The organism is Acinetobacter sp. I-MWF (genome assembly GCF_025433935.1).
In the GTDB taxonomy this organism is placed as follows: Bacteria; Pseudomonadota; Gammaproteobacteria; order Pseudomonadales; family Moraxellaceae; genus Acinetobacter; species Acinetobacter guillouiae.
In genome coordinates this window covers 3,867,268-3,891,019 of the sequence record NZ_JAMBAR010000001.1, presented here as the reverse complement: position 1 = coordinate 3,891,019, position 23,752 = coordinate 3,867,268, and the positions used below count along the sequence as shown (strand labels likewise).

Annotated in this window: 25 protein-coding genes and 1 riboswitch; of the genes, 11 read left to right on the top strand and 14 right to left on the bottom strand. The window is 37.7% G+C overall.

Annotated elements, in window-relative coordinates; genetic code table 11:
• Positions 1–2: 2 nt before the first annotated feature.
• From M2R48_RS17865 to M2R48_RS17855, 3 genes are all read right to left on the bottom strand, one after another.
• Positions 3–725, bottom strand: a complete 723-nt coding sequence (locus M2R48_RS17865; RefSeq protein ID WP_262087003.1) for a glycerophosphodiester phosphodiesterase — start codon at positions 723–725, stop codon at positions 3–5.
• 113 nt (positions 726–838) lie between these two features.
• Positions 839–1,417: a cob(I)yrinic acid a,c-diamide adenosyltransferase gene (locus M2R48_RS17860; RefSeq protein ID WP_262087002.1), complete on the bottom strand. Its 579-nt coding sequence runs from the start codon at positions 1,415–1,417 to the stop codon at positions 839–841.
• Positions 1,418–1,525: 108 nt separating this feature from the next.
• A complete protein-coding gene (locus M2R48_RS17855) occupies positions 1,526–3,385 on the bottom strand; it encodes a TonB-dependent receptor plug domain-containing protein (protein ID WP_262087001.1) in 1,860 nt (619 codons plus the stop codon).
• Between the two features lie 35 nt (positions 3,386–3,420).
• Positions 3,421–3,629: riboswitch (cobalamin riboswitch) on the bottom strand.
• A gap of 142 nt (positions 3,630–3,771) precedes the next feature.
• Between M2R48_RS17855 and M2R48_RS17850 the strand changes: the two genes are divergently transcribed.
• The 9 genes from M2R48_RS17850 (at position 3,772) to M2R48_RS17810 (ending at position 12,732) form a co-directional block, all read left to right on the top strand.
• Positions 3,772–4,422 (top strand): phosphoribosylanthranilate isomerase, encoded by a 651-nt coding sequence (locus M2R48_RS17850; RefSeq protein WP_262086999.1) that lies wholly within the window; start codon positions 3,772–3,774, stop codon positions 4,420–4,422.
• Positions 4,406–5,647 carry a tryptophan synthase subunit beta gene (gene trpB / locus M2R48_RS17845; RefSeq protein ID WP_004725964.1) on the top strand — a complete coding sequence of 414 codons (1,242 nt, stop codon included), beginning with the start codon at positions 4,406–4,408 and terminating at the stop codon, positions 5,645–5,647. The genes M2R48_RS17850 and trpB overlap by 17 nt, the downstream gene beginning before the upstream one ends.
• 153 nt (positions 5,648–5,800) lie before the next feature.
• Positions 5,801–6,520, top strand: coding sequence for a CPBP family intramembrane glutamic endopeptidase (locus M2R48_RS17840; protein ID WP_262086998.1), 720 nt, complete (start codon positions 5,801–5,803; stop codon positions 6,518–6,520).
• A gap of 9 nt (positions 6,521–6,529) precedes the next feature.
• Complete coding sequence (locus tag M2R48_RS17835) at positions 6,530–7,063, top strand: DUF1543 domain-containing protein (RefSeq protein ID WP_262086997.1); 534 nt, start codon at positions 6,530–6,532, stop codon at positions 7,061–7,063.
• Between the two features lie 200 nt (positions 7,064–7,263).
• A complete protein-coding gene (locus tag M2R48_RS17830) occupies positions 7,264–7,452 on the top strand; it encodes a hypothetical protein (RefSeq protein WP_262086996.1) in 189 nt (62 codons plus the stop codon).
• 342 nt (positions 7,453–7,794) lie between these two features.
• On the top strand, positions 7,795–9,438 hold the full coding sequence (locus M2R48_RS17825; RefSeq protein ID WP_034612410.1) for a nitrite/sulfite reductase: 1,644 nt from the start codon (positions 7,795–7,797) through the stop codon (positions 9,436–9,438).
• Positions 9,431–9,916, top strand: a complete 486-nt coding sequence (locus tag M2R48_RS17820; RefSeq protein WP_004817045.1) for a DUF934 domain-containing protein — start codon at positions 9,431–9,433, stop codon at positions 9,914–9,916. The genes M2R48_RS17825 and M2R48_RS17820 overlap by 8 nt, the downstream gene beginning before the upstream one ends.
• 305 nt (positions 9,917–10,221) lie before the next feature.
• Complete coding sequence (gene ygiD / locus M2R48_RS17815) at positions 10,222–11,088, top strand: 4,5-DOPA dioxygenase extradiol (RefSeq protein WP_410004168.1); 867 nt, start codon at positions 10,222–10,224, stop codon at positions 11,086–11,088.
• A gap of 435 nt (positions 11,089–11,523) precedes the next feature.
• Complete coding sequence (locus M2R48_RS17810; RefSeq protein WP_262086993.1) at positions 11,524–12,732, top strand: hypothetical protein; 1,209 nt, start codon at positions 11,524–11,526, stop codon at positions 12,730–12,732.
• Here M2R48_RS17810 and M2R48_RS17805 read toward each other — a convergent pair.
• The 4 genes from M2R48_RS17805 to M2R48_RS17790 form a co-directional block, all read right to left on the bottom strand.
• A complete protein-coding gene (locus M2R48_RS17805) occupies positions 12,724–13,344 on the bottom strand; it encodes a rhomboid family intramembrane serine protease (RefSeq protein WP_151802157.1) in 621 nt (206 codons plus the stop codon). The two genes, M2R48_RS17810 and M2R48_RS17805, sit on opposite strands and share 9 nt — an antisense overlap.
• A gap of 83 nt (positions 13,345–13,427) precedes the next feature.
• Entirely contained in the window at positions 13,428–13,868 is a 441-nt protein-coding gene (locus M2R48_RS17800) for a VOC family protein (protein ID WP_151802158.1), read from the bottom strand.
• A gap of 143 nt (positions 13,869–14,011) precedes the next feature.
• Complete coding sequence (locus tag M2R48_RS17795) at positions 14,012–14,947, bottom strand: mechanosensitive ion channel family protein (RefSeq protein WP_004725982.1); 936 nt, start codon at positions 14,945–14,947, stop codon at positions 14,012–14,014.
• Positions 14,948–14,961: 14 nt separating this feature from the next.
• Positions 14,962–15,783 (bottom strand): hypothetical protein, encoded by an 822-nt coding sequence (locus M2R48_RS17790; protein ID WP_004725984.1) that lies wholly within the window; start codon positions 15,781–15,783, stop codon positions 14,962–14,964.
• A gap of 111 nt (positions 15,784–15,894) precedes the next feature.
• On the opposite strand from M2R48_RS17790, the gene gspE reads away from it, so the two are divergent.
• A complete protein-coding gene (gene gspE / locus M2R48_RS17785; protein ID WP_004725986.1) occupies positions 15,895–17,382 on the top strand; it encodes a type II secretion system ATPase GspE in 1,488 nt (495 codons plus the stop codon).
• 186 nt (positions 17,383–17,568) lie between these two features.
• Here gspE and M2R48_RS17780 read toward each other — a convergent pair whose 3' ends face one another.
• From M2R48_RS17780 to M2R48_RS17750, 7 genes are all read right to left on the bottom strand, one after another.
• Complete coding sequence (locus tag M2R48_RS17780; RefSeq protein ID WP_262086991.1) at positions 17,569–17,706, bottom strand: hypothetical protein; 138 nt, start codon at positions 17,704–17,706, stop codon at positions 17,569–17,571.
• 282 nt (positions 17,707–17,988) lie between these two features.
• Positions 17,989–18,414 carry an organic hydroperoxide resistance protein gene (locus M2R48_RS17775; RefSeq protein ID WP_004817050.1) on the bottom strand — a complete coding sequence of 142 codons (426 nt, stop codon included), beginning with the start codon at positions 18,412–18,414 and terminating at the stop codon, positions 17,989–17,991.
• 89 nt (positions 18,415–18,503) lie between these two features.
• A complete protein-coding gene (locus M2R48_RS17770; protein WP_105714376.1) occupies positions 18,504–18,941 on the bottom strand; it encodes a MarR family winged helix-turn-helix transcriptional regulator in 438 nt (145 codons plus the stop codon).
• Positions 18,942–19,028: 87 nt separating this feature from the next.
• Positions 19,029–19,853 (bottom strand): carbon-nitrogen hydrolase family protein, encoded by an 825-nt coding sequence (locus M2R48_RS17765; protein WP_262086990.1) that lies wholly within the window; start codon positions 19,851–19,853, stop codon positions 19,029–19,031.
• A gap of 32 nt (positions 19,854–19,885) precedes the next feature.
• On the bottom strand, positions 19,886–20,410 hold the full coding sequence (gene gigB / locus M2R48_RS17760; RefSeq protein WP_016539397.1) for an anti-anti-sigma factor GigB: 525 nt from the start codon (positions 20,408–20,410) through the stop codon (positions 19,886–19,888).
• Positions 20,411–20,523: 113 nt separating this feature from the next.
• Entirely contained in the window at positions 20,524–21,492 is a 969-nt protein-coding gene (gigA, locus tag M2R48_RS17755) for an RsbU family protein phosphatase GigA (RefSeq protein ID WP_004725998.1), read from the bottom strand.
• A 123-nt stretch (positions 21,493–21,615) separates the two neighbouring features.
• Positions 21,616–22,569, bottom strand: coding sequence for a VacJ family lipoprotein (locus tag M2R48_RS17750; protein ID WP_004817058.1), 954 nt, complete (start codon positions 22,567–22,569; stop codon positions 21,616–21,618).
• 525 nt (positions 22,570–23,094) lie between these two features.
• Here M2R48_RS17750 and M2R48_RS17745 point away from each other — a divergent pair.
• Complete coding sequence (locus M2R48_RS17745; RefSeq protein ID WP_262086988.1) at positions 23,095–23,598, top strand: DUF2004 domain-containing protein; 504 nt, start codon at positions 23,095–23,097, stop codon at positions 23,596–23,598.
• Positions 23,599–23,752 lie beyond the last annotated feature (154 nt).

Below are 23,752 nucleotides of genomic sequence, written 5' to 3'. Positions count from 1 at the left end.
AGTTATTGAATTTGTGCTAAGGCAAGCTGCATCATTTTGGGGAAATCAGTAATTAATCCATTGATCCCCAAATCTCTTAAATGCTTAGCACGCTCAATATCATTGACAGTCCAAACACTGATGTCCAAATCTGCACGCTGAGTTGCTTGAATGAGCTCATCTGTTGCCAATTGATTCATCCATCCAATCTGGCAGCATCCCAGTTGTAATGCCTGTTCGATCGCACGTTGTTGGATGTCATCTTCAATCAGTAGACCACGTTTAAAACTTGAGTTTTGCTGTTGTAAGGCTTGATGTATTTTTAAATCAAAACTGGTAATCACTGCAATATTTTCAAAACCTTGCAGTTGTTTTTGTAATTCGATGATGAGTTTTTCAGCGTGTTGCAATGTTTCTACAGCTTTCACTTCAACTTCAATATGCTCAAAGTCCTGCATAATCTTTAGGCTTTGGCTTAAGGTTGGGGTAATTTGTTTTTCCCAATCCATCCAGATATTGGCTTGGTTATAGGCCGCTAATTCAGCGCTGTTTACATCATACAGTGCTTGATCTATTCCAGTTGTTCTTAAAAAATTATCATCATGCATGATAATGAGTTCATCATCTTTTAATTGTCGAACATCGAATTCAACTGCACGGATACCTAAATCGTGAATATATTGAAATCCAGCTAGGGTATTTTCAGGTGCTTCACCACGCGCGCCACGATGTCCGATAATTCTCATAATGAACTCACATACTCATTTTCATCTGTATAGTAATCGTTTAAGTCTTACTTTTAGCAATAACTTGACTTTATCATACTGTTAAAAAATTACTTTTAGACAGTGATTTATCGTTAAATCGTGTCATTGATGTTCTTTTGCCAAAGCACTTCACTACCGCCTTCTGCGCGTTGTAAGGTGCGTGAAGCTACAAAAAACCAGTCGGATAATCGGTTAATTAATTGTAGAGCAGTTGCTTGAATATTTTGATCACGACTGTGTACAGTCATTAAGCTACGTTCTGCTCGACGACATACAGCACGTGCTTGATGTGCATAACTACATGCTAAAGTTCCAGAGGGTAGAATAAAGTCTTTGAGCATTGGTAAGTCTTCATTCATTTTGTCGATTTCCTTTTCAAGAAATTCAACACAAACAGGTTGGAGCAAGTTGTAGTTAGGAATACAGACTTCACCACCTAAATCAAATAGCCAGTGTTGAATCAAGCTCAGTGATTTATCCCAATGGGCTTTATCAACGATGTTACTCATTGAAATTTGTGAACGTAATACACCAACAATAGAATTTAGTTCATCTACATCACCGAGAGCGGTAATACGTAAGTCATCTTTCGCTACGCGAGAACCATCTCCTAATCCTGTGGTGCCTGAATCACCTGTACGGGTATAAATTTTACTTAAACGATGTCCCATAATTTTGTCCTAGATAAAAATGAAAAGATAAAGAATAAAAAAGGATAATGTCGGTCAAAACATTATCCATAAACTGCGCTGTTTTAGATATTTTTTTGGATGTCGCTTTTAGTAGCGGAAAGTTACCCCAGCAGATGCAAGTCGACCACCGTTGATGTAGTAAACACCACTACCGTTGTATGCTGTCTTATAATTAACATCACCAATGTTTTCAATATTGGTAAAGAGTTTAATCATTGGAGTCGCTTGCCAGTAAGCATTGACATTAGTACTAACATAACCAGGCGTTGTGGTTGGTGTAGTCGATGGATAATCTGCAAAATCTTTTGAATTAGATTTTGCGACGACAGATACAGAAACACCATATACGCCATCATCCCAACCTGTAGTTAGAGTTAAACTTTGGCGTGGTCGGCGAGTCAAATCTTTTTTAGTTTCATCATCTTTTGCTTGAACATAAGCATAAGTTGTAGTTAAAAAGAGTTTATCTTGTTGCCATTTAAATGAAGCTTCACCACCAGTAAAGGTTGCTTTATTTACGTTAACTAATTTACCCGCCTGATAACTAATCAGGTTGTCTACTTTATTGCGATAGATAGATAAACCTAAATCAATATTATGATTGAGTTTTTGATCGACACCGATTTCATAAGAAAAGCTTTCTTCTGGTTTTAAATCAGGATTTGCTCCCCAAGAAATTGCATATAAATCATTGGTTGTTGGTGCACGGAAAGCTGATCCTACATTTGCATAGATGCTTGTAAGTGGTAAAACTTGATAACGGACAGCACCTTGACCCACTGTGTGTGTACCAAACTTATCGTTGTCTTCTACACGAATACCGACTTGAGTTTCTAGACCATTGTGTTGATATTGATGCTGTGCAAAATAGCCAATAGTATCTACAGATTCTTTGTATTTAACATCTTGTCCGCCAAACAGATTTTTCGAATAAACATCACCTTTAATATCTTTAAAGGTTGAGCCGAATAAAATGTTTTGAGCAGGTGTCAGTTGCCATTTTGTATAGAGCTCAGCTTCTTGGGTTGTACTATGTACATAATCTGGAGAACTATTTTGCTCAATATTGTCTTTAAATTGCGAAAGTCGGGCATGAAGTGCGACATTATCTAAAATATCGACTCGACCTTTTAGATTAATGATTTCGTTTTTAAAATCTTGAGAAACAAGATTACCGTAATTGTCATAATCGCTATAGCCTTGATTTTCACTATAATCGACTGAGGCTGCATAGCGCTCTTTTTCAACACCTATTTTTGCACTATAACCCTTTTGATCAAAACTTGCTTTCTTGTTGTTTTTTGCATCTGTTACAGGAGTACCATCAGTTTCTAGGCGTTGTCCACGAACTTGAGCATAAAAACCATCTTGAGCAAGATCAGCACCAATTACTGCTTTATAGGTGTTATTTTCACCCATTTCACCAGTAACAAAAGCACCCGTTTTTTCAGGTGTTTTGGAAATCAGCTGAACTACACCACCAATCGCATCAGCACCATATAAAACTGATGCAGGTCCTTTTAATACTTCAATTTGTTTAATATCTGTTGTATCAATAAAAGGTAAAGATGCAGAGCCAGCAGTATTTGAGTTTAAGCGAACGCCATCTCTTAAAAGTAAAGTATGGTTAGAGTTTGTACCACGTAAGAAAATAGCAGCTGTTTGTCCATAGCCACCGCTTTGTACCATATTGATTGATGCATCTGTTTGTAACAGTTGTGGTAAAGATGCAATTGGTGATTGTTCAAGAATCTTCGGCTCAATAATATTGATTCGAGCAGGAACTTCACTGATTTTTTGCTCAGTACGAGATGCTGTGACAACGATTGTATCAAGTTTCGAATTTGCTTCTGAATTTGAAGAAGTATCTGCAAAAGCAGTAGAAGATAACCCCATCGCAATAGCGACAGCACCTACAAGTGCAGTAGGTTTAAAAATAACAGACATGATATGCTCCATACATTCACTCCCCGTGAACGATTGAGTTTAAGGGCACAACAAGCTGGTATCCGGACTTAAATATAGAACCTAAAGCGATTCAGATTATTCCACCTTCCCACAAAACATTGCAGTGGTGTAAGTCTTTTGACTTATTAAAGAATAATATTTTCATTTTACCGTTGCGGGGGCAGTGTTGGATTTCCACCAACTTCCCAAAGCCTTAAGCTAGACTTGTTGCATTTGTGTGCAGTATAAAGTTTGTTTAGTGTATAAACAATGTAAAACAGATAATCCTATAGAACTTTAACGCAAGTGAATAAATTTGCTTTACAATGATTTGCTTAAAATACTGAAAAAATCAGTTTGATCTGAACAAATTCGAGTTCAAAGCTATGCGTACCCGTGCCAAAATTTGTGGGATTACACGACCACAGGATATTCAAGCTGCTGTACAAGCAGGTGTGGATGCGATTGGTTTTGTATTTTATGAACCTAGTCCACGTTATGTCACGATTGAATTGGCTCAGCAATTGGCACAACTTATTCCACCGTATATCAACATTGTTGGATTATTTGTTAATGCCAGTGCACAAGACATTGCACAAGTATTAGAACAAGTGCCTTTGGATATTATTCAGTTTCATGGTGATGAAACTGCACAACAATGTCAGCAGATCGCACAGTATAATAAGCGCCGTTGGTACAAAGCCATTCAGATTAAACCTGATGCAAAAAATTCAGATATTATTACGACAATTCAGCAATACCAACATGCTGGCGCGAGTGCTATGCTTTTAGATGCATGGCATCCTGAACTGAAAGGAGGGACTGGACACAGTTTTGACTGGTCTCAATTCCCTAAACTCGATATTGCTTTAATTTTGGCAGGTGGTTTAAAACCTGAAAATATTGAAGACGCTATACAAACGACTCAAGCGTATGCAGTCGATGTCAGCGGAGGCGTAGAATCCGCAAAAGGTATCAAAGACCAACAACTCGTAGAACGATTTATGCAAGGAGTCCAACGTGGATCAGCAAAGTAATCAACAAAATAGTGTGATTGACTATACCCAATTCCCAGATCAAAACGGGCATTTCGGTATCCATGGCGGACGTTTTGTGTCAGAAACTTTAATGGCAGCTTTAGAGGATTTAGAGAAACTCTATTTCCGTATGAAAGATGATGCGCAGTTTCTGGCAGAATTCGACCGTGATCTCGCTTATTATGTCGGACGTCCTAGTCCGCTTTACTATGCTGAGCGATGGTCGAAAGAGTTGGGTGGTGCGCAAATTTATCTTAAACGTGAAGACTTAAATCATACAGGCTCACATAAGGTCAATAACACCATTGGTCAGGCGCTACTTGCGAAGCTTTCTGGCAAAAAACGTATTATTGCGGAAACGGGTGCAGGTCAACATGGTGTGGCGACTGCAACAATTGCCGCGCGTTTAGGTCTTGAGTGTGTGGTATTCATGGGGGCTGAAGACGTAAAACGTCAGGCCATGAATGTTTACCGTATGCGTTTGCTTGGTGCAACGGTTGTGCCTGTAGAAAGTGGTTCTAAAACATTAAAAGATGCCATGAACGAAGCGATGCGTGATTGGGTAACCAATGTAGATTCGACTTACTACGTGATTGGTACGGTTGCAGGTCCACATCCATATCCTCAATTGGTACGTGATTTCCAGTCGATTATTGGTCGTGAAGCACGTAAACAAATTCAAGAGCAAGCAGGTCGTTTACCAGATGCTTTGGTTGCATGTGTCGGTGGTGGTTCAAATGCAATGGGCTTGTTCTATCCATTCTTAAATGATCAAGATGTCAAAATGTACGGTGTTGAAGCAGCAGGTTTAGGCATTGAAACAGGTAAACATTCAGCGCCATTAAATGCAGGTCATGTTGGTGTTTTACATGGCAACCGTACTTATTTAATGTCAGATGAGCAAGGTCAGATTATTGAAACACATTCAATATCAGCAGGCTTGGATTATCCTGGTGTGGGTCCTGAACATAGTTTCTTAAAAGACATGCATCGTGTGAATTATGTGCCAATTAATGATACAGAGGCTCTTCAAGGCTTCCGTGATTTGACTCATATTGAAGGGATTATTCCTGCACTTGAAAGTTCACATGCAATGGCCTATGTGACTAAACTTGCGCCAACAATGTCGAAGGATCAAATTATTATTGCGACGGTATCGGGTCGTGGTGACAAAGACTTAATGACTGTTGCACGTATTGATGGTGTTGAAATGGTTGAGATGTAATTCATCTCACTCGATCAATTTAAAAGCCTCTTTTATAGAGGCTTTTTTATTTCTGGACTAGACAGGATCATAGGGAAACTCTACAAAAAGCACATGGAAATCATGAGCTAAATTACTCAAAATTTAATGAAAATAATCGGTTAATTTTTTTATATGCATTTTTTACAACAGGTTCGAGCTGAATCTTTTCCTGAAAAAATTGTCTGGGGATGGAAAGACACATTTGCGATTTGTATCATCCCCTTAATTATTTTAAATGGCTTTATTTTAGAAAAAATATTTGGAATCTCGATAGCTGTTAGTCTGGGCGATACCATTTTAAGAGGCGTGCTGTTTATTTTAGTGTGCTACTTATATAAGGAAATGTTGCTTACGCATTGGCAAAAGTATAAACAGGCCTTTTGGCGCTCAAGTGTCTTGGTGGTGGTTGGTGCAATCGTGCTACAAGTGGTGATCTCGCTGACACGTCAGCTTTTACCCCTCGGGCCGAGTATACAAGAAAAAGACCTGATTGATCCTGAACATATTCCTTTTCTCAGTCTGTTGATCATTAGCCTGGGTCCACTATTTACTGCGCTTTTAGAAGATATTGTGTTTCGCTATACTTTATTGCAAAAGTTATTTATCCAACCGTGGTTATGGCGCATTGTGCTGATTATATTGAACTCTATATTATTTGGTCTGATCCATTATCATAATTTTGATGGAAATTTAATCGCGACAATCAGTTTTATGAGTGCAGGTTTATTTTTAAACCTGATCTATTTGTGGACACGCAATATTTGGCATGTATTACTCATTCATTTTTTGAACAATGCCGTATTATCTGTGGGTGGGATTTTATTATTAAAACTTGTTCAAACATTAACTTAGTGACTGAATATGTCTAGTTTATTTATTGTTATGTTGGGTGGCCGTCATGCACGTGCCAATGTTGAAGTTCATGATGTGGTTCTTGCCGTAGGCGATTCGCTTGAAGAGGTTTATCCTCAATTAAAAAATGCGTGGTTTGGTGAGCAACAGGGTTTACACATCGACGCATGGCAAAAATTACAGGCTTTAGTATTTGAAAATAAAAAATATCAAATACATTTTACTGATGCGCAACCGAATGCATCAGATCAGAAGCTTTGGCTGATTAATTTAGGCGGCTATGATGCAAATGAGTTTGGTGAGTTACACCGCTATATCCTGATTGTTGCTCAAGATGCGATTGAAGCGAAAGCCAAGGGTAAACAGTATTTTGCAGGGCATTGGCAAAAACCACATACCGATCGAGTTTTAGAGGTCGATGATTGTCTGGCGATAGATCAGGTATATGGCCGTTATGTGCAATTGGTTGAAGTAGATTTGAATGCTGATTTTCATACAGAGCTTGACCAAAGTGTTTGGGAGAATACCTATTTGACCATCTGAGTTGTCATCGCTTGATCTGCTTAAAAAGGGCGCTGTATTGCAGCCTTAAAAGATTAAGCGGATCTTAATTTTAAAAAATTGACATCAATCATTGCATTGCTCTCTCATAATCTAGTCATTGAAACAACAGAATCTTCGCAATGTTTTCAACAAGTTTGCATAAATTAAAAACTCAAACAAAACACTGCGGAGTGTGATCAATGAGCGGTTTATTAGACGAGTTAGGTAAAATTGCAGGTGCAGTGATTGCTGAGCAAAGTGTCGATAAGTTAGATCCTGATGCTGGCTTTCTAGAAAAAGCAGTTGGCGCATTTGCAGGTTATGAAGCCGCAAAAATTGCCGAAGACAAACTAGAAAATAGTGATGAGCAGCAGAAACCAGAGGATTAATTCAAAATTGGTAAACCCAGCTTTGGGCATTGATCTTAATCAATCCTGTATAAGATAAATTAGCTACAGGGTTGAATAAGTTTAGTATTGAGATGATAGCTGTGATCAAAGAGAGGGCATATTCGATATGCTCTTTTTTATTATCTAAAATAAAGATAAGCAATGAAGAAAAACATCCATAACGTAATAAAAGCATGCTTTGCCCGTAAAGCATTGCCAATTCGATCTTTGCACAATGCTTATCAATAAAACCGCTATAAAATATGGAAAAAAAGCATTTCTTTGATAGATCAATACTCGTTATATTGTGCATCGTTATAATGAAACTACTAGCTGTACGCCATGTATTTATATACTGATTTCGATCAGCAACTGATCAATGAACGTGTTGCACAATTCCGTGATCAAACGGAACGTTATTTAGCTGGAAAACTCACTGAAGATGAGTATCGTCCATTACGATTACAAAATGGTTTATACGTACAGCGTTATGCGCCAATGCTACGTATTGCTGTACCTTACGGTTTAATGAACTCTAAACAATTACGTAAAGTTTCAGAGTTGGCCAAAGAATATGACCGTGGTTATGCACACGTTTCGACACGTCAGAACATTCAGTTTAACTGGCCTGCGCTAGAAAATGTGCCTGATATGCTAGAAGGTTTAGCTTCTGTTCAGATGCATGCGATTCAAACTTCAGGAAACTGTATCCGTAATACCACAACTGACCAATATGCTGGTGTTGTTGCTGGGGAAATTGCAGATCCACGCCCAACGTGTGAATTGATTCGTCAGTGGTCTACATTCCATCCTGAGTTTGCATTTTTACCACGTAAGTTCAAAATTGCAGTTTCTGCACTTGAAGAAATTGATCGTGCAGCAACTTCATTCCATGACATTGGGGTGTATTTAACTCGTAATGAAGCGGGTGAGTTGGGTTATAAAATCAAAGTGGGTGGTGGTCTAGGCCGTACACCTATCATTGGTTCTATGATTCGTGAGTGGTTGCCACGTGAAGATTTAATTGCTTATTTAGAAGCAGTTCTGCGTGTTTATAACTTGCATGGTCGCCGTGACAATAAATATAAAGCTCGTATTAAAATTTTGGTTAAAGCATTAACACCACAAGTTTTTGCTGAAAAAGTTGAAGCTGAATTTGCTGAAACAATTAAAACCTTGAAAGTTCAACCTGAAATTTTGCAAAAATTAGACGAAGAGTTTATGCCGTTTGATTATCAAAATTATGTAGATGAAGATTTCAGTGGCTTATTTGCTGAATATCCAAAGTTTAAACAGTGGTTCAATATCAATACCAATGCACATAAAGTTGCAGGCTATCGTATTGTCACTATTTCACTAAAACGTGCGGGTATTGCACCAGGTGATATGACTGTTGAAGAAATGAATTTGATTGCAGATCTTGCAGACAAATATACATTTGGTGAATTACGGACCACACACGAACAAAATATTTCATTGGTTGATGTACCACAGAAAGATTTATTTGAATTGTGGCAAACGCTTGAAAAGAATAATCTTGCTCGTGCACATATTGGTTTTATTACCGATATCATTTGCTGCCCAGGTGGTGACTTCTGTTCATTGGCAAATGCGAAATCTATTCCAATTTCTGAAGCCATTACACGCCGTTTTGATGATTTAGATACAGTCTATAACTTAGGCCATATCGACTTGAACATTTCAGGTTGTATGAATGCTTGTGGTCATCACCATGTCGGAAACATCGGTATTTTGGGTGTGGACAAAAAAGGTGCTGAATTCTATCAAATTACCTTAGGTGGAAATGCAGACCATGATGCTTCAATTGGTGATATTTTAGGACCATCATTTGCAGCAGAATCTGTACCTGACATTATTGATGAAATTTTAAATACTTATCTTGATCTTCGTAACGAAGGTGAAGAATTTATTGAAACTTATCGTCGAGTGGGTATTCAACCATTTAAGGAGCGCGCATATGCTTAATACCGCACTTCAAGTCCTCTCTAAAGATGGCACTGTTGCAGACAATACCTATCAAATCATTGCTGAAGATGGTGTATTGCCACAAGGTGATGTGTTGCTGACTGTTGAGCAGTTGGACCAGCTTGCGAATGTGACGGGGAAAAAAGCACTATTTCTTACCGTAGATGCTTCACCTGAAACCAATGCGTTTCCATTAGATCAGTTAGATGCGATCTTTATTGATTTTGCTGGTTTTAATGATGGTCGTGGTTATTCATTTGCTGCGTTGTTACGTCGCCAAGGCTACGCAGGCGATCTTCGGGCAACAGGCGATGTGTTTAAAGATGTTTTGAACTATATGAAGCGTTCTGGTTTCGATACTTTTGTTGTAAAAGAAGGTAAAGATATCCATGAGGCAGCAGCAGGTTTAGGTGATTTTACTCATCCTTACCAAGCCTCTACAGCTGTACCAAAAGCACATTATCAAACAGGTGCTTGATTGCTCTAAGTACTGATTTTGAAATGAAAGCCGAACGAAAGTTCGGCTTTTTATTGTTCTCAAGTTAAAGCTGGTGTAGCCATTGCTTATTATGAATATGATTTCAATGATATAAATTGGTATTCGGCTTTATTTGTATCGTGCCCAAATCAACATTGATTCAACATAACATCATTAGGTCGTAAAACCTTCTCTACTTAAAAGCATTTACCAAAAAATCATCGTTGCATTTTTGCAATGTTGTAGGCTGGAAAAGTCTATATATCTACAGCATTAAACACCACATAATCAAATAAAGATGATTCATGGTGGATGAAATGTTAAATCAAACAATGGGTGACTTATCTCTACTCAAAGGCTGGAACGCAACTTTACCCAATACTGAAGTCATGCCTGTACTATTTTTGGGTCATGGCTCACCCATGAATGCAATTCAAACCAATGATTTTACTCGTTCATGGAATCGTATTGGCGCTGAAATGGGCACACAACCGACAGCAATTTTATGTATTTCCGCACATTGGCTTACCCAAGGTGGTACTGCCGTCACTGCGATGCAACAACCGAAAACCATTCATGATTTTGGTCGTTTTCCTCAAGCTTTGTTTGATGTGCAATATCCTGCTACTGGAAATAAAGCTTTGGTTGAGGCAACAACTGAAGCAATCCACAGTATAGAAATTCATCATGACCATAGTTGGGGATTAGATCACGGGACATGGGGTGTGTTATGTCATGTATTTCCACAAGCCAATATTCCTGTTGTTCAATTGAGTGTCGACTATAGTCAAGGTGCCCAATATCATTATGACTTGGCTAAACAATTGGCGCAGTTACGTCGTAAAGGGGTATTGATTGTTGCCAGTGGTAATCTCGTACATAACCTAAGCAAAATTGCCTTTGATAAATTTGATGATCATTATGGTTATGATTGGGCTTTAGAAGCTGATGCAAAGATGAAAAATTTCTTAGCCACGCATAACCATCAAGCTTTGATTGACTGGCAAAAGCAAGGTGCTGAGTTTTTATTGTCGATTCCCACACCTGATCACTATTATCCGATGTTATATGCCTTAGGCTTACAGGAAGAGAAAGATGAGTTACATATTTTTAATGATCAAGCCGTTGCTGGTTCATTAACCATGACCTCATTTCGACTTGATCAACATTAATGTCAAATGTTAAGAATATAAAAGTTGGGTCTAAGGATTCAACTTTTATAGTATTGATGAGATTGAATTAGTAGTATTTATTCTCTCAAGATAGAATTCTTTTAAGATGACTACTTAATTTTTGAATATTAAAGCGTTATGTGGAATTTGTACTTAAATCTGTGTTATTACTAACTTAAATTATTATTTAATACATTATTTATGTGGCAATTTTTCAAAAATTTTTTTAAACAGTCTCAATCTTTGCCTCCTGTAAAAATTGAAGAAAATCAGCAGAAAGTTATTGTAAATACGGTAACTCAGTCTGTTGTTCAAAATACTCAAAGCAGTCCAGATATAGATGATTATACATATAGGTTTAATGGAAAAGAGCTTACAGACTTTGAAAATTCATTATTAAAACTAAAAAGTTATGATGGTTACACAAGACAGAAAATGTTGAAAAAGCTTCAACAATGTTTTGAACCAGAGCTTTTTCCACATTTATTGTATCGCCTTAGTGATTATGTTGAAGTAAATCGTCATTTGGCTGCAGAACATATTGTGCGTTGGAGTCAACGACCTGAATTTTCTCAGCTTTGTAGTGATTATTTTTTTGAAATTTCAATGTTGCAAAATCGAGATCGAACAGATAGTGATTCGTTAAAGTTATTGCTATCGGAAGTAGCGAGCAATAGAGTTTACCTCTCAAAAACTTTAATAAATAAACAAGGTAAACTTCCTCGTATTTTATTAAAATTTATTCTTCAATATCAATGGATAGAAGAATACGAGTTACTTCAATTCTGTGGATTAGCCAAAGATCAACATATCCGAGCTTTTTGGCTCAAGCAGTTGATTCAACACAAAACTGATGAAGAAGTTCTGTATCAATTGAAGCAGAGTTCCAATAGAGATGTGCAATATCGTTTATTTGATTTTTTATACCAGAAAGATGTACTCACTACAGATGATTTAATCTTATTTTGGCATAGTAAATTTCTTACGATTATGGATTATGCCTATTTTGCTTTAAGATCAAAAAACTTTAATTTTGAAATGTATTTTAAGGCACACCCAGTTGAGCAGTTATCTACATTTGAGGTAAGGATTCGTGCACATCAATGGATGTTATTAAAAGGTGATCTAACTGAATTTTATACGATTATTGAGCAAGTCAATCAACCCTTAATTGTAGATTCAATCTTATCTTTAGCATTAAAACAAAAGTATATTGAAATAGATCAATATTTTAGTTTTTGTCGAAAAATGGGGCGGAAATTACATTTCTATCACTTGTCAAAAGCAAAAAAATACTTGAGTGAAAAACCTAGTCTAGATGAGCTTATTCACTATTCGTCATTCATCGATGATGGAATCAGTTTCCATCAACGGCTGGAATTGGTTAACGGCAGTAATTTTGCGGATCAACTATATTGGTATGTTAAACAACATGACTATATTGAAACAATCGAAGACCAACAGCTGTTAGGTTCTTATGTTCGCCAAAATTTACAAAATTTGAAATATGCAATATATGGCGTACAGTGGACAGAATCACAAAAAATTGAAATGCGTAGTCGATTACCTGATTTTACACAGTTATATCCAGATATCTTTGACGATCAAAACATTATAGTTCTATTAAGACCTTATCTAGAATAACGGAGAATTAATAAATTTATAGAAGAATGCTGTAGCTAATGATGGTTCTAACAGTAAAGGAAATAAGAAACCATATATTGCACCCGTAATATGCGCGCGGTGATCGATTAATGGCGAATGCCCTGAACGGATTGCATACAGGCTATAGCATAAATAAATCGTCCCAAAAATAATCGCAGGTACAGGTAAAATATAGATATAAATCATGCCCCAAGGATTAAACAGAATCGCACTAAATAATACTGCATTGACTGCACCCGAAGCCCCTAAACTTCGATAGGAATTTAGGGTTCGATTATGCAAATAGCTGGGAATCGCAGCAATGATGATGGCGCTACAATAAAATAAGACAAAGCCCATACCACTTAAGTAACCACGGAAAAACCATTCAACATTTCGCCCAAAGAAGTACAAGGTAAACATATTGAAAAATAAATGCATACCATCTTTATGGATAAAACCATGGGTTAAAAAGCGATCATATTGACCATGCTTAATCGCTGAAACATTGAAAATTAAACGATTCATTACATTGCGTTGTTGCCAAGCAATAAAAGAAATCGCAAGTGTGATTAAAATAATCAGAAGGGTATGGGTAAGACCAGTGATCATATTGTTATAAATGACGTTGTTATCGTAATAGCAATATAACCTATATCATTGTCAATCAATAGGCTATCGCAATATTCTGTTCATTATCCTTCATTCAGTTGGCAGTTCACCATCCAGCGAATACCAAACTGATCGGTGAAAGCACCATATAAAGCACCCCAAAATGTAGGTTCTAGTGCCATTTCAATATGACCATTGGTAGAGAGTGCTGTAAATAATCGCTGAGCTTCATCCGCTTCGTGAGCTTCTAAGTTGATTGAAATATAATGGTTGGTACCTTTGCTAAATGGCGCACTATTAGGTGCACAGAACTGCTCGCTGGTGTCTGAACCCATCAATACAGTAAATTCATTAATCGGCAGAGAAACATGTAAAATATAGTTTTTCTCTTGGTCTGGCACTTGGACATCGGGCAGTTCGGAATAACGTTTTAAAAATGAGAATTCACCGCCAAAAACAGATTTATAAAAATTAAAAGCAGCTTCCGTCTGACCTTCAAAGTTTAAATAGTGATTAAGTTGCATTGTGATTGTCCATTTTGTTGTTTTGAAGTGATTAATTTATCAGCTGATGGTTTAAAACTTGATGAATATTTTGTAATTGAAAACAAAAATCCCTCAATCATCAATGAGGGACTTTTGTTTTCTAGGTTATCGCTTTGGTCTGCTTAAAGCTGTTTATCTTGTTGTTGCTCTAATTTTAAATCCTGTTTATTGGCATAACCATCAATATCTTCATTTTGAAGAACTTCATTTGGATTTGGACGATCTACAAAGCCAATTTTTGGTACAGGGATTTCAATCTGATTTTCCACAAAACGATTGCGGATTAACTCATGAATTTCATCTTTAACTTGTAAGTAGTTTGCTTGCATACACCACAGTGCAAATAAAATTTCAATGGAGGATTCTCCAAAGGCTGAAACAGTCACACGCGGTTTAGGATCTGCTAAAACCAACGGGTAATCGTTGGCGACATCAATTAAAACTTCACGGACTTTATTGATATTTTCATTGAAGTTAATTGCAACCGTAATCGACAATCGCCGTATCGGGAATTTTGATAGGTTATGTACGGGGGCGCGAATCAATTGCTCATTGGGGAGGCGCACATAGACATTGTCCATGGTCAAAAGCTTCACGGAAAGTAAATCAATCGAAATCACCTCACCTTCAATGGTATGTCCACGAATCAGAGTGATTTGAATGGTATCGCCAACTTCGAATGAACCTTCGCCAATTAAAAATAAGCCACTGATTAAATTTGATGCTGAAGTTTGTGAGGCAAAGCCTAATGCAACAGTTAAAATCCCTGCTGCACCTAAAAATACGCTGAGTTTAAAGCCTGCTTCTTTTAAGCTGGCAATCACAAACAGTAAGAAAATAAAATAAAAAATACCTCTACGCCAAACCAAACGTTGATGCGCATTAAAGCGCGCGCCTATGGTACGGATAAAGGTATTGGAAATGACACGTGCCAGTACAAAACCCACAAAGCAGAGGATCAGAGCAACAGCAATTTCACTTAAGCGGTCGACATTTACATTGGTAAAGATGCCTTTTAGGCTATTGGCAATGTCTTTGGGAATATTGGATTCAGCCATTTTTACCTCATCCCTTAGAAAAATGAATCAAACATATTGAACAAAGCGCCACCTGGTGAGCGTGGTGGATGTACATAAATCACTTCGCCGGCCAAAGGTGGTGTACGATTTTCAATTCTTACACGGGCAGGGCGGTCATTGCCTTCATACACGACCTTGATTTGTGATGTCCATAAACGTCCTGTGCTTTCACTATAAAATAAAGGCAGTGCAGGAACAGGCACATTCATACGGTCAAATCGAAGCTGATGACTACTGACATTGTGGAAATCAATCGGTGTTACTGCACGAAAGGCACGTGGACGTAATAAATTTAATTCGGTACGACCATCGACTGAGGTGGCATAACACATTTCGCCTGTGCGGTGATCAGGGCCAAACCATGTATCCTTAGGTAAAATTACAGGAATATCAAATAAGGGTTCTTTTTGGGCTTGCACAAAACCTGAAATCCACAGTGGTGTACTGATATAGAGTGTGCCGCGTTGACCTGCTGGAATATAAATTGGATCAACAGGACGAATCACCACAGAGCGGTCAGCTAAACGGGGCATGAGTTGAAATGCTTTATGGGTCTCGCGAAACATATAGCGTTCAACATGTACAGGTTCAGGAAAACCAAAGTTTACATCATGAATTTTATGCCATTGCTGTTCATAGTCATATTGGAATTTTGGACGATAATATTCCAAGCGCCATTCTTGTAAACCACGAGTAATGCGCATCATCATAGAACCAAATTGCCATGCTTTGGATTGGTTCAATTCAAACAGTTGTTCTCCCCACCACTTTAAATCAGGGAGTTCAGGTTCCAAATGTTCTTTCTTCTTAGACAAAAGTGTTTATCCCATTCATAAAATCATCATCAAATCTTTAACAAACAGACTTCACGCTGTCATGAGCATAGAGTACACTCAAAGCAATTTAAATCATTAATATAAGTTGTAATGCAAGTTCTCAAACAATTACAAATACCATATAGTTTTGCAAAACGGCATGGAGTGCTGTTGCGTTATGAAGGTGATCAAGTTTTTATTGTTCGCCGTCAGGATACCGCACAAATTGCGATTCAGGAAGCCCGCCGCTATCTCGGTCGTACAGCACAACATCAATTATGTAATGAAACTGAGTTTAATCACATGCTCAGTTCAAGCTATGCTGGTGAAACGGGCGAATCGCAACAGGTTGCAGCTGGTCTTGAAGATCACCCTGATCTATTGAGTCTGGCCGATCAGATTCCTGAAACTGAAGATTTGATGGATCAGGAAGATGATGCTCCAATCGTGCGACTCATCAATGCTTTATTATCTGAAGCGATTCGAGTCGGGGCTTCTGATATTCATATTGAAGCTTTTGAAAAGAAATTATCTGTTCGCTTACGGGTAGATGGGCAATTGCGTGAAATCGTACAGCCTCGTCGTGAACTTGCGCCATTGTTGGTATCGCGTATTAAAGTCATGGCAAAACTCGATATTGCAGAAAAACGTATTCCACAAGATGGTCGTATTTCTTTACGTCTTGCAGGACGTGAGGTGGATGTCCGTGTTTCGACCTTGCCATCGTCGCATGGTGAACGTGTCGTTATGCGTTTGTTGGATAAACAAGCGGGTCGACTCAACATGACTCATTTGGGTTTAATGAAGCCTGACTATGAACGTTTAACGCAATTGGTTCATCGTCCACATGGCATTATTCTTGTCACTGGCCCTACAGGTTCGGGTAAAACGACGACTTTGTATGCCGCGCTTTCTGATTTGAATGATGGCTCTAAAAATATCCTCACTGCTGAAGATCCAATTGAGTATCAACTTGAAGGGATTGGGCAGACTCAAGTGAATACCAAAGTGGATATGACCTTTGCCCGTGCGTTAAAAGCCATGCTTCGTCAAGATCCAGATGTGGTGATGGTGGGTGAGATTCGTGATTTGGAAACGGCTGAAATCGCAGTTCAAGCGTCTTTAACAGGTCACTTGGTTTTGTCTACACTACATACCAATACTGCAATTGGTGCTGTGACCCGTTTAAAAGATATGGGGATTGAACCCTTCTTATTATCCAGTTCATTGATTGGGGTGATTGCCCAGCGTTTAGTTCGGACACTTTGTTCTCATTGTCATACATGGCGTGAAGCAGATGACTTTGAAAAAGATGTGTTTAAACCTGTGAGTTTAGAATCGAATTTAAAACTGCCTGTGCCGAATGGTTGTGATTTTTGTTCCCATACGGGCTTTACAGGACGTACTGCGATTTATGAAATTGTACCGATTGATGAGCAGATGCGCCGTTTGATTCATGGTAATGCAGCAGAATATGAGCTTGAAGAATATGCCCGTAAAGATGCAGGTTCAATTCGAGATGATGGTTTACGTAAAGTATTGGCGGGTAAAACTACAATGGAAGAGGTTTTACGTGTCACCAATGAAGCGGCTGAGTAACTGAAAACTATTTGTCTAGCTTTTTAAATTTTTCTCAGAGTATGCTTTAGGCTTTATAATTTAAGCTATAAATTCTATAGAGCCTTTAGTTACTTTTATAAGTATAGTTTCTGGTTAATTCTCAGGTGTTAAAATAATCTGCTTATTTATTAAATTCGAAATATTAATCATGTAGTTAATGATTTTTTAATGATCTTGTAGCGAATTAATTTCTTCTGGATTAATATCATTTTCAATTTTGTCTACTAAGAACAAATAATTATTGATTTGAATGTTATCTAAATAGAGATTTACATGTGAACATAGATAGATTGTGGGTTTCATTCAAGCACTCTTGAAGGACTTCAAAATTAATTTGATTCTCATTCTTTTGTGTCTGCTGGTTAAACCATTTGATTTTATAATTTTCATTTACAAAGACAGTCCATTTTTTTAGGTCGTCAATATTAGTATCGAATATATAAAGGTTTCTCAGAGTACCATCGCAATAATATATTTTATCTTTTAGTTCTGCCCAGTACATAAAAAGTCAACCAGAAAAATAAAAGTAAGCATTAACCCTACCTAAAAATAAATTTATACTTCTAGGTAGGTTTTATCATAACATTAAACAATCACATTCAATGTCACATCAATATTGCCACGAGTCGCATTTGAATATGGGCAAACAATATGTGCAGCATCTACTAATTTTTGTGCTTCTTCTTGCTCTAAACCTTCTAAATGAATATTTAAAGTCACTTGAATACCAAAACCAGTAGCGATTGGACCAATACCAACATCACCTTCGATATAAACATCTGGGGTAATTTTTAAATGATCACGGTTGGCAACAAATTTCATCGCACCAAGGAAGCAAGCAGAATAACCTGCTGCAAAAAGTTGTTCAGGATTGGTACCGCCACCAGCACCACCCATTTCTTTAGGCACTGCTAATTTAACATCTAAAATTCCGTCTGATGATGTTGCACGACCATCACGACCGCCAGTTGCTTTTGCATGTGCTGTATAAACCACTTTTTCTAAAGACATCGGAAATCATCCATTTTTGATTGCGTTCAATTATATCGTATACGATATAAATATTTAAACAAGTAGCGTTTGTGTAAAATTTGATAACTTTATTTTGAAATGTTTTCGCGTAAGTTTGAAAGAAGATCTTTCAATTGAGTAATGCTGTCTAAATCACAGGCACTGGCTTGAGCAACTTGTAATGGAATATCCACGGCTTTTAATTTTAGCGCATGGCCCTGAGCAGTGAGGCTAATAATCACTTGACGTTCATCTTTCGTAGAACGTTCGCGGTTAACAATACCATTACTTTGTAATTTTTTGAGTAAGGGGGTCAGGGTAGATGATTCTAAAAAGAGTTTTTCACCGATTTCAGACACAGTTAGACCATCTTTTTCCCAAAGCACTAACATGACCAAATACTGTGGATAGGTCAGTCCTAGTGGTGTGAGTAATTTACGATAAAGTTGATTTAATGCTAAGTTTGTAGAGTAAACAAGAAAGCAGAGTTGATGATCAAGATTTAAGTTTGAATAGTCTTGTTGCATGCTTGTCTCGTGAAGATATTACGCCTCACAAGTATAACGTTGTTTTGTCTTGTTCAGGAAATAAAAGTCATTAATGGCAATACAGACTTAGAATGACATCAATTTGCGATGTTGCATTAAAGGCATTGTTTCACGAATTGAGCGCTGCTCATTCAAGTCAAAAGGTACCGTCATCAATTGCGCGCCTTCTGCATCTGTAATCGCTAAAATCTGCCCACGACTATTGGTTGCGCCAGCATGTCCCCAAGTTTGACGTTTTTCACCATGCCAACCTTGTTGTGCTGCACCTAAAACATGACATTGACTGTCCATCGCACGTGCTTGAAGTAATAACTGCCAATGCATTTGACCTGTGGTATAGGTAAATGCAGCTGGTGCAGTCAAAATATTTGCACCTTGCGCTCTCAAGGTGAGTGCAAGTTCTGGAAAGCGTAAGTCGTAGCAGACCATCAAACCGATTTGTCCAAAAGGTGTTTTCGCGACAACAATATCACTGCCTGGTTCAAAAAACTGAGATTCTTGATACCCACCAACAGCATCACCCACTTGCACATCAAACAAGTGAATTTTGTCATAACGTGCTTCAGTGCCTTCTGGACTGATACATAGGCTGACAGTACGAACTCGACCGTCTGCAATAATTGAACCATCTGGACGGAAAGGGCAAGGCAATGTCCCTGCAACAATCCATATTTGATAATGATGTGCTAAGTTTTCTAAACGCTTTTGAATTTCTTCAAAACGTGCAGCAGTTTCCCGTTGTTTACCTGCGGCAAAGCAGACAAAGTTTTCAGGAAACACAATCAAAGAAGCTCCATCAGCTTTACTTTGTTGTATCAACGACTCAATCACACTGAAGTTTGCTTCAATGTCATTTTGAGAGTTCATTTGAACAACGGAAAGTAAAGTCATGGGCTATCCCTGATAAAGCAATTTTGAAATTATTAAGCGTTTTGCTGGTTTGAAGATACACATTCCATTGTATCTTGCTGCTTTTCAAGTTGTTTAACTAATGGCTCGAACATATTTTGGTTGTTTTCATTGAGCTTCATTAATGTTTTGTGTGCATCGAGAACGGTACACAGCATTGTGCTGTGATTAACATTATCGTCAATCAAAGCATTGGTGCACACTTGAGGGTCACCACAGTAATTTAAAATGACAAAAACCTGCCCTAAGCCCATGCTATTGGCTAGAGTGGTAATATCTGGATTTGTGGACAGCATCACCGCTTGGATGTGGTGTACTTGTTTCAACTTTAAGCCAAGCTTGGCAAGTATTCCAAGAACTGTACTATCAATAAATGTGGTTTGGGTTAAATCAACAATTGCGCCAATGACGTTTTTCTGTTGTTCAATCCTTGCCAAAAGTTTGTCTAAACTAATACAAGATTGGGCTCGCACTTCACCAATAAGTTTGAAAATATGCGTTCCATTCAAGCTTGCATATTCAACATGACCTGTTGACATATAAATGCCATTTGCAGAGAAGGATAGGAAAATTATCACATAGCGCAAGTCTATACTCAAGCGTTTGCGTATAGGTTATTAGTCTAATTTATTATATGTATTTGATTGTATTGTTAATTCATTCTGCGGAGACTGAGGATTGCAATGTCATCTGCTACATGTTCTGGTGCGCGGAATGATTGATTTTGCAAATGATAGACCAATTGTGAGAACTGTTCATTCAAGCCACCTGAGAATGGTTCAAGGGCACCATCAGAACAAATAATGAACCGGGCATGCTTGGTTAAGGTACATTGAAATTCTTCAACCTCTAAGTCTTCTGTGAGTCCTAAAGGAAAACTGCTGGTATTCAAGACACGAGGGGCTTGGTTGGGTTCAAAAATGATGGGGGGAGGGTAATGTCCCGCACTTGACCATTTTAAAGCATGCGTTTCTAGATTTAGAATGCCAGCTAACATTGTGATGTGTTTTTCAATGTTTTCTTGAACCAGCATACCATTGAGTTTTTTAATCAATTCTCTTGGTGTTTTCGAGCGACCATGAAAGGCAGCCATCCAAGATGTCAGTAAAGAGCTAGTTACCCCATGACCCGACACATCGGCCAAATAGAACATGATTTCTTTATCACTGATTTTCCAGTAGTCATACCAGTCACCAGACAAATACGCAGAAGGCTGGAAAAGCGTTTCAACTTTATAGTTTTGCAGTTCAATTGGATTTGGAAGAAGTTTCTTTTGTAGCTCTGCGGCAGATGGTAAATCACGGCTATCTTGATTACGTTTATATTGCGCATCAATTTTTAATAAAGAATCTTCAAGATTGGCTGGAAGCTTGGTCCAGATCCAACCAGCAAGGGCACCAAGTTCCCATGCTTGAGAAAGTTCGCTTCCTTCATTTTCTTGTGCAATGACAATGGTAGGTAAAGCCCATTGGTATTGTAAAAAATCGTGGACGTCTGCAATTGCAATAATTGTTGGATCATAACGATGAATGTCTTCAATGGTAATCATCTGCAAGCTAGGAAGCGTATCTAATACTTGTTCTAAGCTTGAAATTTGGCGACTGGGTTGAATGAAATACATAGAAGAAATGAATGATCCTTAATCGGTATAAAAGCATTATCCAGTAGATTTACTATAGATGACACCACAATGCTAGTAAAACCATATGAATTACTAGCAAATAAGTTTAACAAAATATTGTGGTTATTTGTCTGCGTTTGTATCAGTAGGATGATTGCTGTCGTCCTCATCATCATCTACAAATGCGACAGCTTCCTGTCCACGGCCTTTTTTCTCAGCAATTTGGAATGCTAAACGTTGTAAATAGATATCGCGAATTGCTGAGTAACGATCACCTTGCAATACACTTTCAACATCTAGAAGTTTAGAACGGGTATTAATCCCACCTAAAGCACGATTACCCCAGATTAAACCTGTTTGATGGTTGTTATCCATTGGATAGGTAAGCGGATTGGCATAACCTTCAGCAACATAATCAACTGAGTGACGAAGTGTGCTTGGTCCTAAGATAGGCAGCATGACATAAGGGCCACTTGGAATACCGTAGTAACCTAATGTGGTACCCAAGCTTTCTTCTTCAGTTGCTAAACCTAAGCGAGTTGCAGGATCAGCTAAACCTAAAGAGCTGACAGTGTTAATGGTAAAACGACCTAGAGACTTGGCTGCACGACTAAAGCGCCCTTGAGCAAGTTGGTTGACCGCATTCCATGGTTCACTCAGGTTTTTACGAAATAAACTATATGAAGAACGTACATCACCAGGCACTTTTGCTTTGTACTGAACAGCAATAGGTCGAGCAACATTACGGTCGATCATGTCATTAAACGCATAAATTTCACGGTTCAATGGTTGTAGTGGATCTTTTACAGCATCTGGTTGCGCTGCATTGGCATTCACTTTTAAGTCATTTTTTGTGATGTTTTTAAGCTCTCTAAGGGCTTCAATTCTTGGGTGTTTAGAAGCTGCTTCATTTTCTAGTGCTGAAGAATTCTCTTGAGACGACTTATCATCTGAATCAGAGTTTGTAGAAACAGCATTGTCCGAATTCTCTTGAGCAGATAATTCGTCTTGAGCAAATACATGGCTAGTCAGACCAATGCTAAGTAAACAAGCCCAAAGTACATGATAAGGACGCATAGAATTCCTTGAAATATTCTTAAAGTAAAAGTAGTCGATAACGATATAGCTATATTAAAGACTTCATAATCGTATTCTAACAGTAGTTATTGCATATGTATTAAAGCAAATTTGATTAAAAAGTGTGAATAAATATGATAAACGAACATTATTTGTTCGAACAATTAAAATAATTAAAAAAAGGGGTTGTGTTGGATTGGGAATGCTGTAGAATGCACATCCATCGGCGGTGATGTTAAATAAAACTTCTGATAAATCAGGCACTTGATTAAGTTGTTAAGATTTCGAATTGAGATTTTAAGATGAGAGCGCTGATGGTAGTGTGGGGTTACCCATGTGAGAGTAAGTCATCGCCAGCTTTTAAATCTAAAACACCCCGATCTCTAGCGAGAGCGGGGTGTTTTTTTATGTGCGCTATTGGAATATCTGGAAGAACGAAGTATAAAATCTAGATCAGAATTTTTTATCATTAAATGATAAATTAATTGCTTTACCTAACATGAAAAAAATATAGGAATATAAAAAATGTCAGAATACACCTTGCCGCATTTTGGAACACTGCAATTAGAATCACTAGAAGGATATTATCAAGTTGATCTTGAGCTTAATGGCAAAGCTGTTCAAGTTGATTTAAATTTTGAAGCGAATACTTTGGATGTAGAAACTTTTCAACGAGTTAAGTCTTTTATTGAAAATATAGAAAAATTTGATCAAAAAAACCAAGATTATATTCAACAAGATTTTGAAAATGAAAGGGAAGGGACTGTTAAAGAATATGTGGATTTTCATATTGAAGAATTAGGCGATGATTTCTTAGAAAAAATTGGAATTTCTAATCCAATAGACAAAGCACAGCAGTTTTTAACCAAATTATATTTAACAAGAGTTGGGCTTTATCCAGATGGAAAATATGATACATCATATTTTGCTGTCTTTGATTACACTACAAATAGAGACTTAACTGATCAGTTAATCGTCGTTAAAACAGATGATCATGGTAATTTGGATCATTTAAGTTGGGAAAGCTAACGATGCAGTAAAGTGAAACGGCCGTATTCAGAAGTCTATAGATTCTAAAACAATGTAGGAATAAAAAACAAAACCCCATCATGATGACGGGGTTTTCTTCGTATTGATGCGTTAGATCTAACTTTTGTTAAATTTTACACCTTATCTTTAAAGT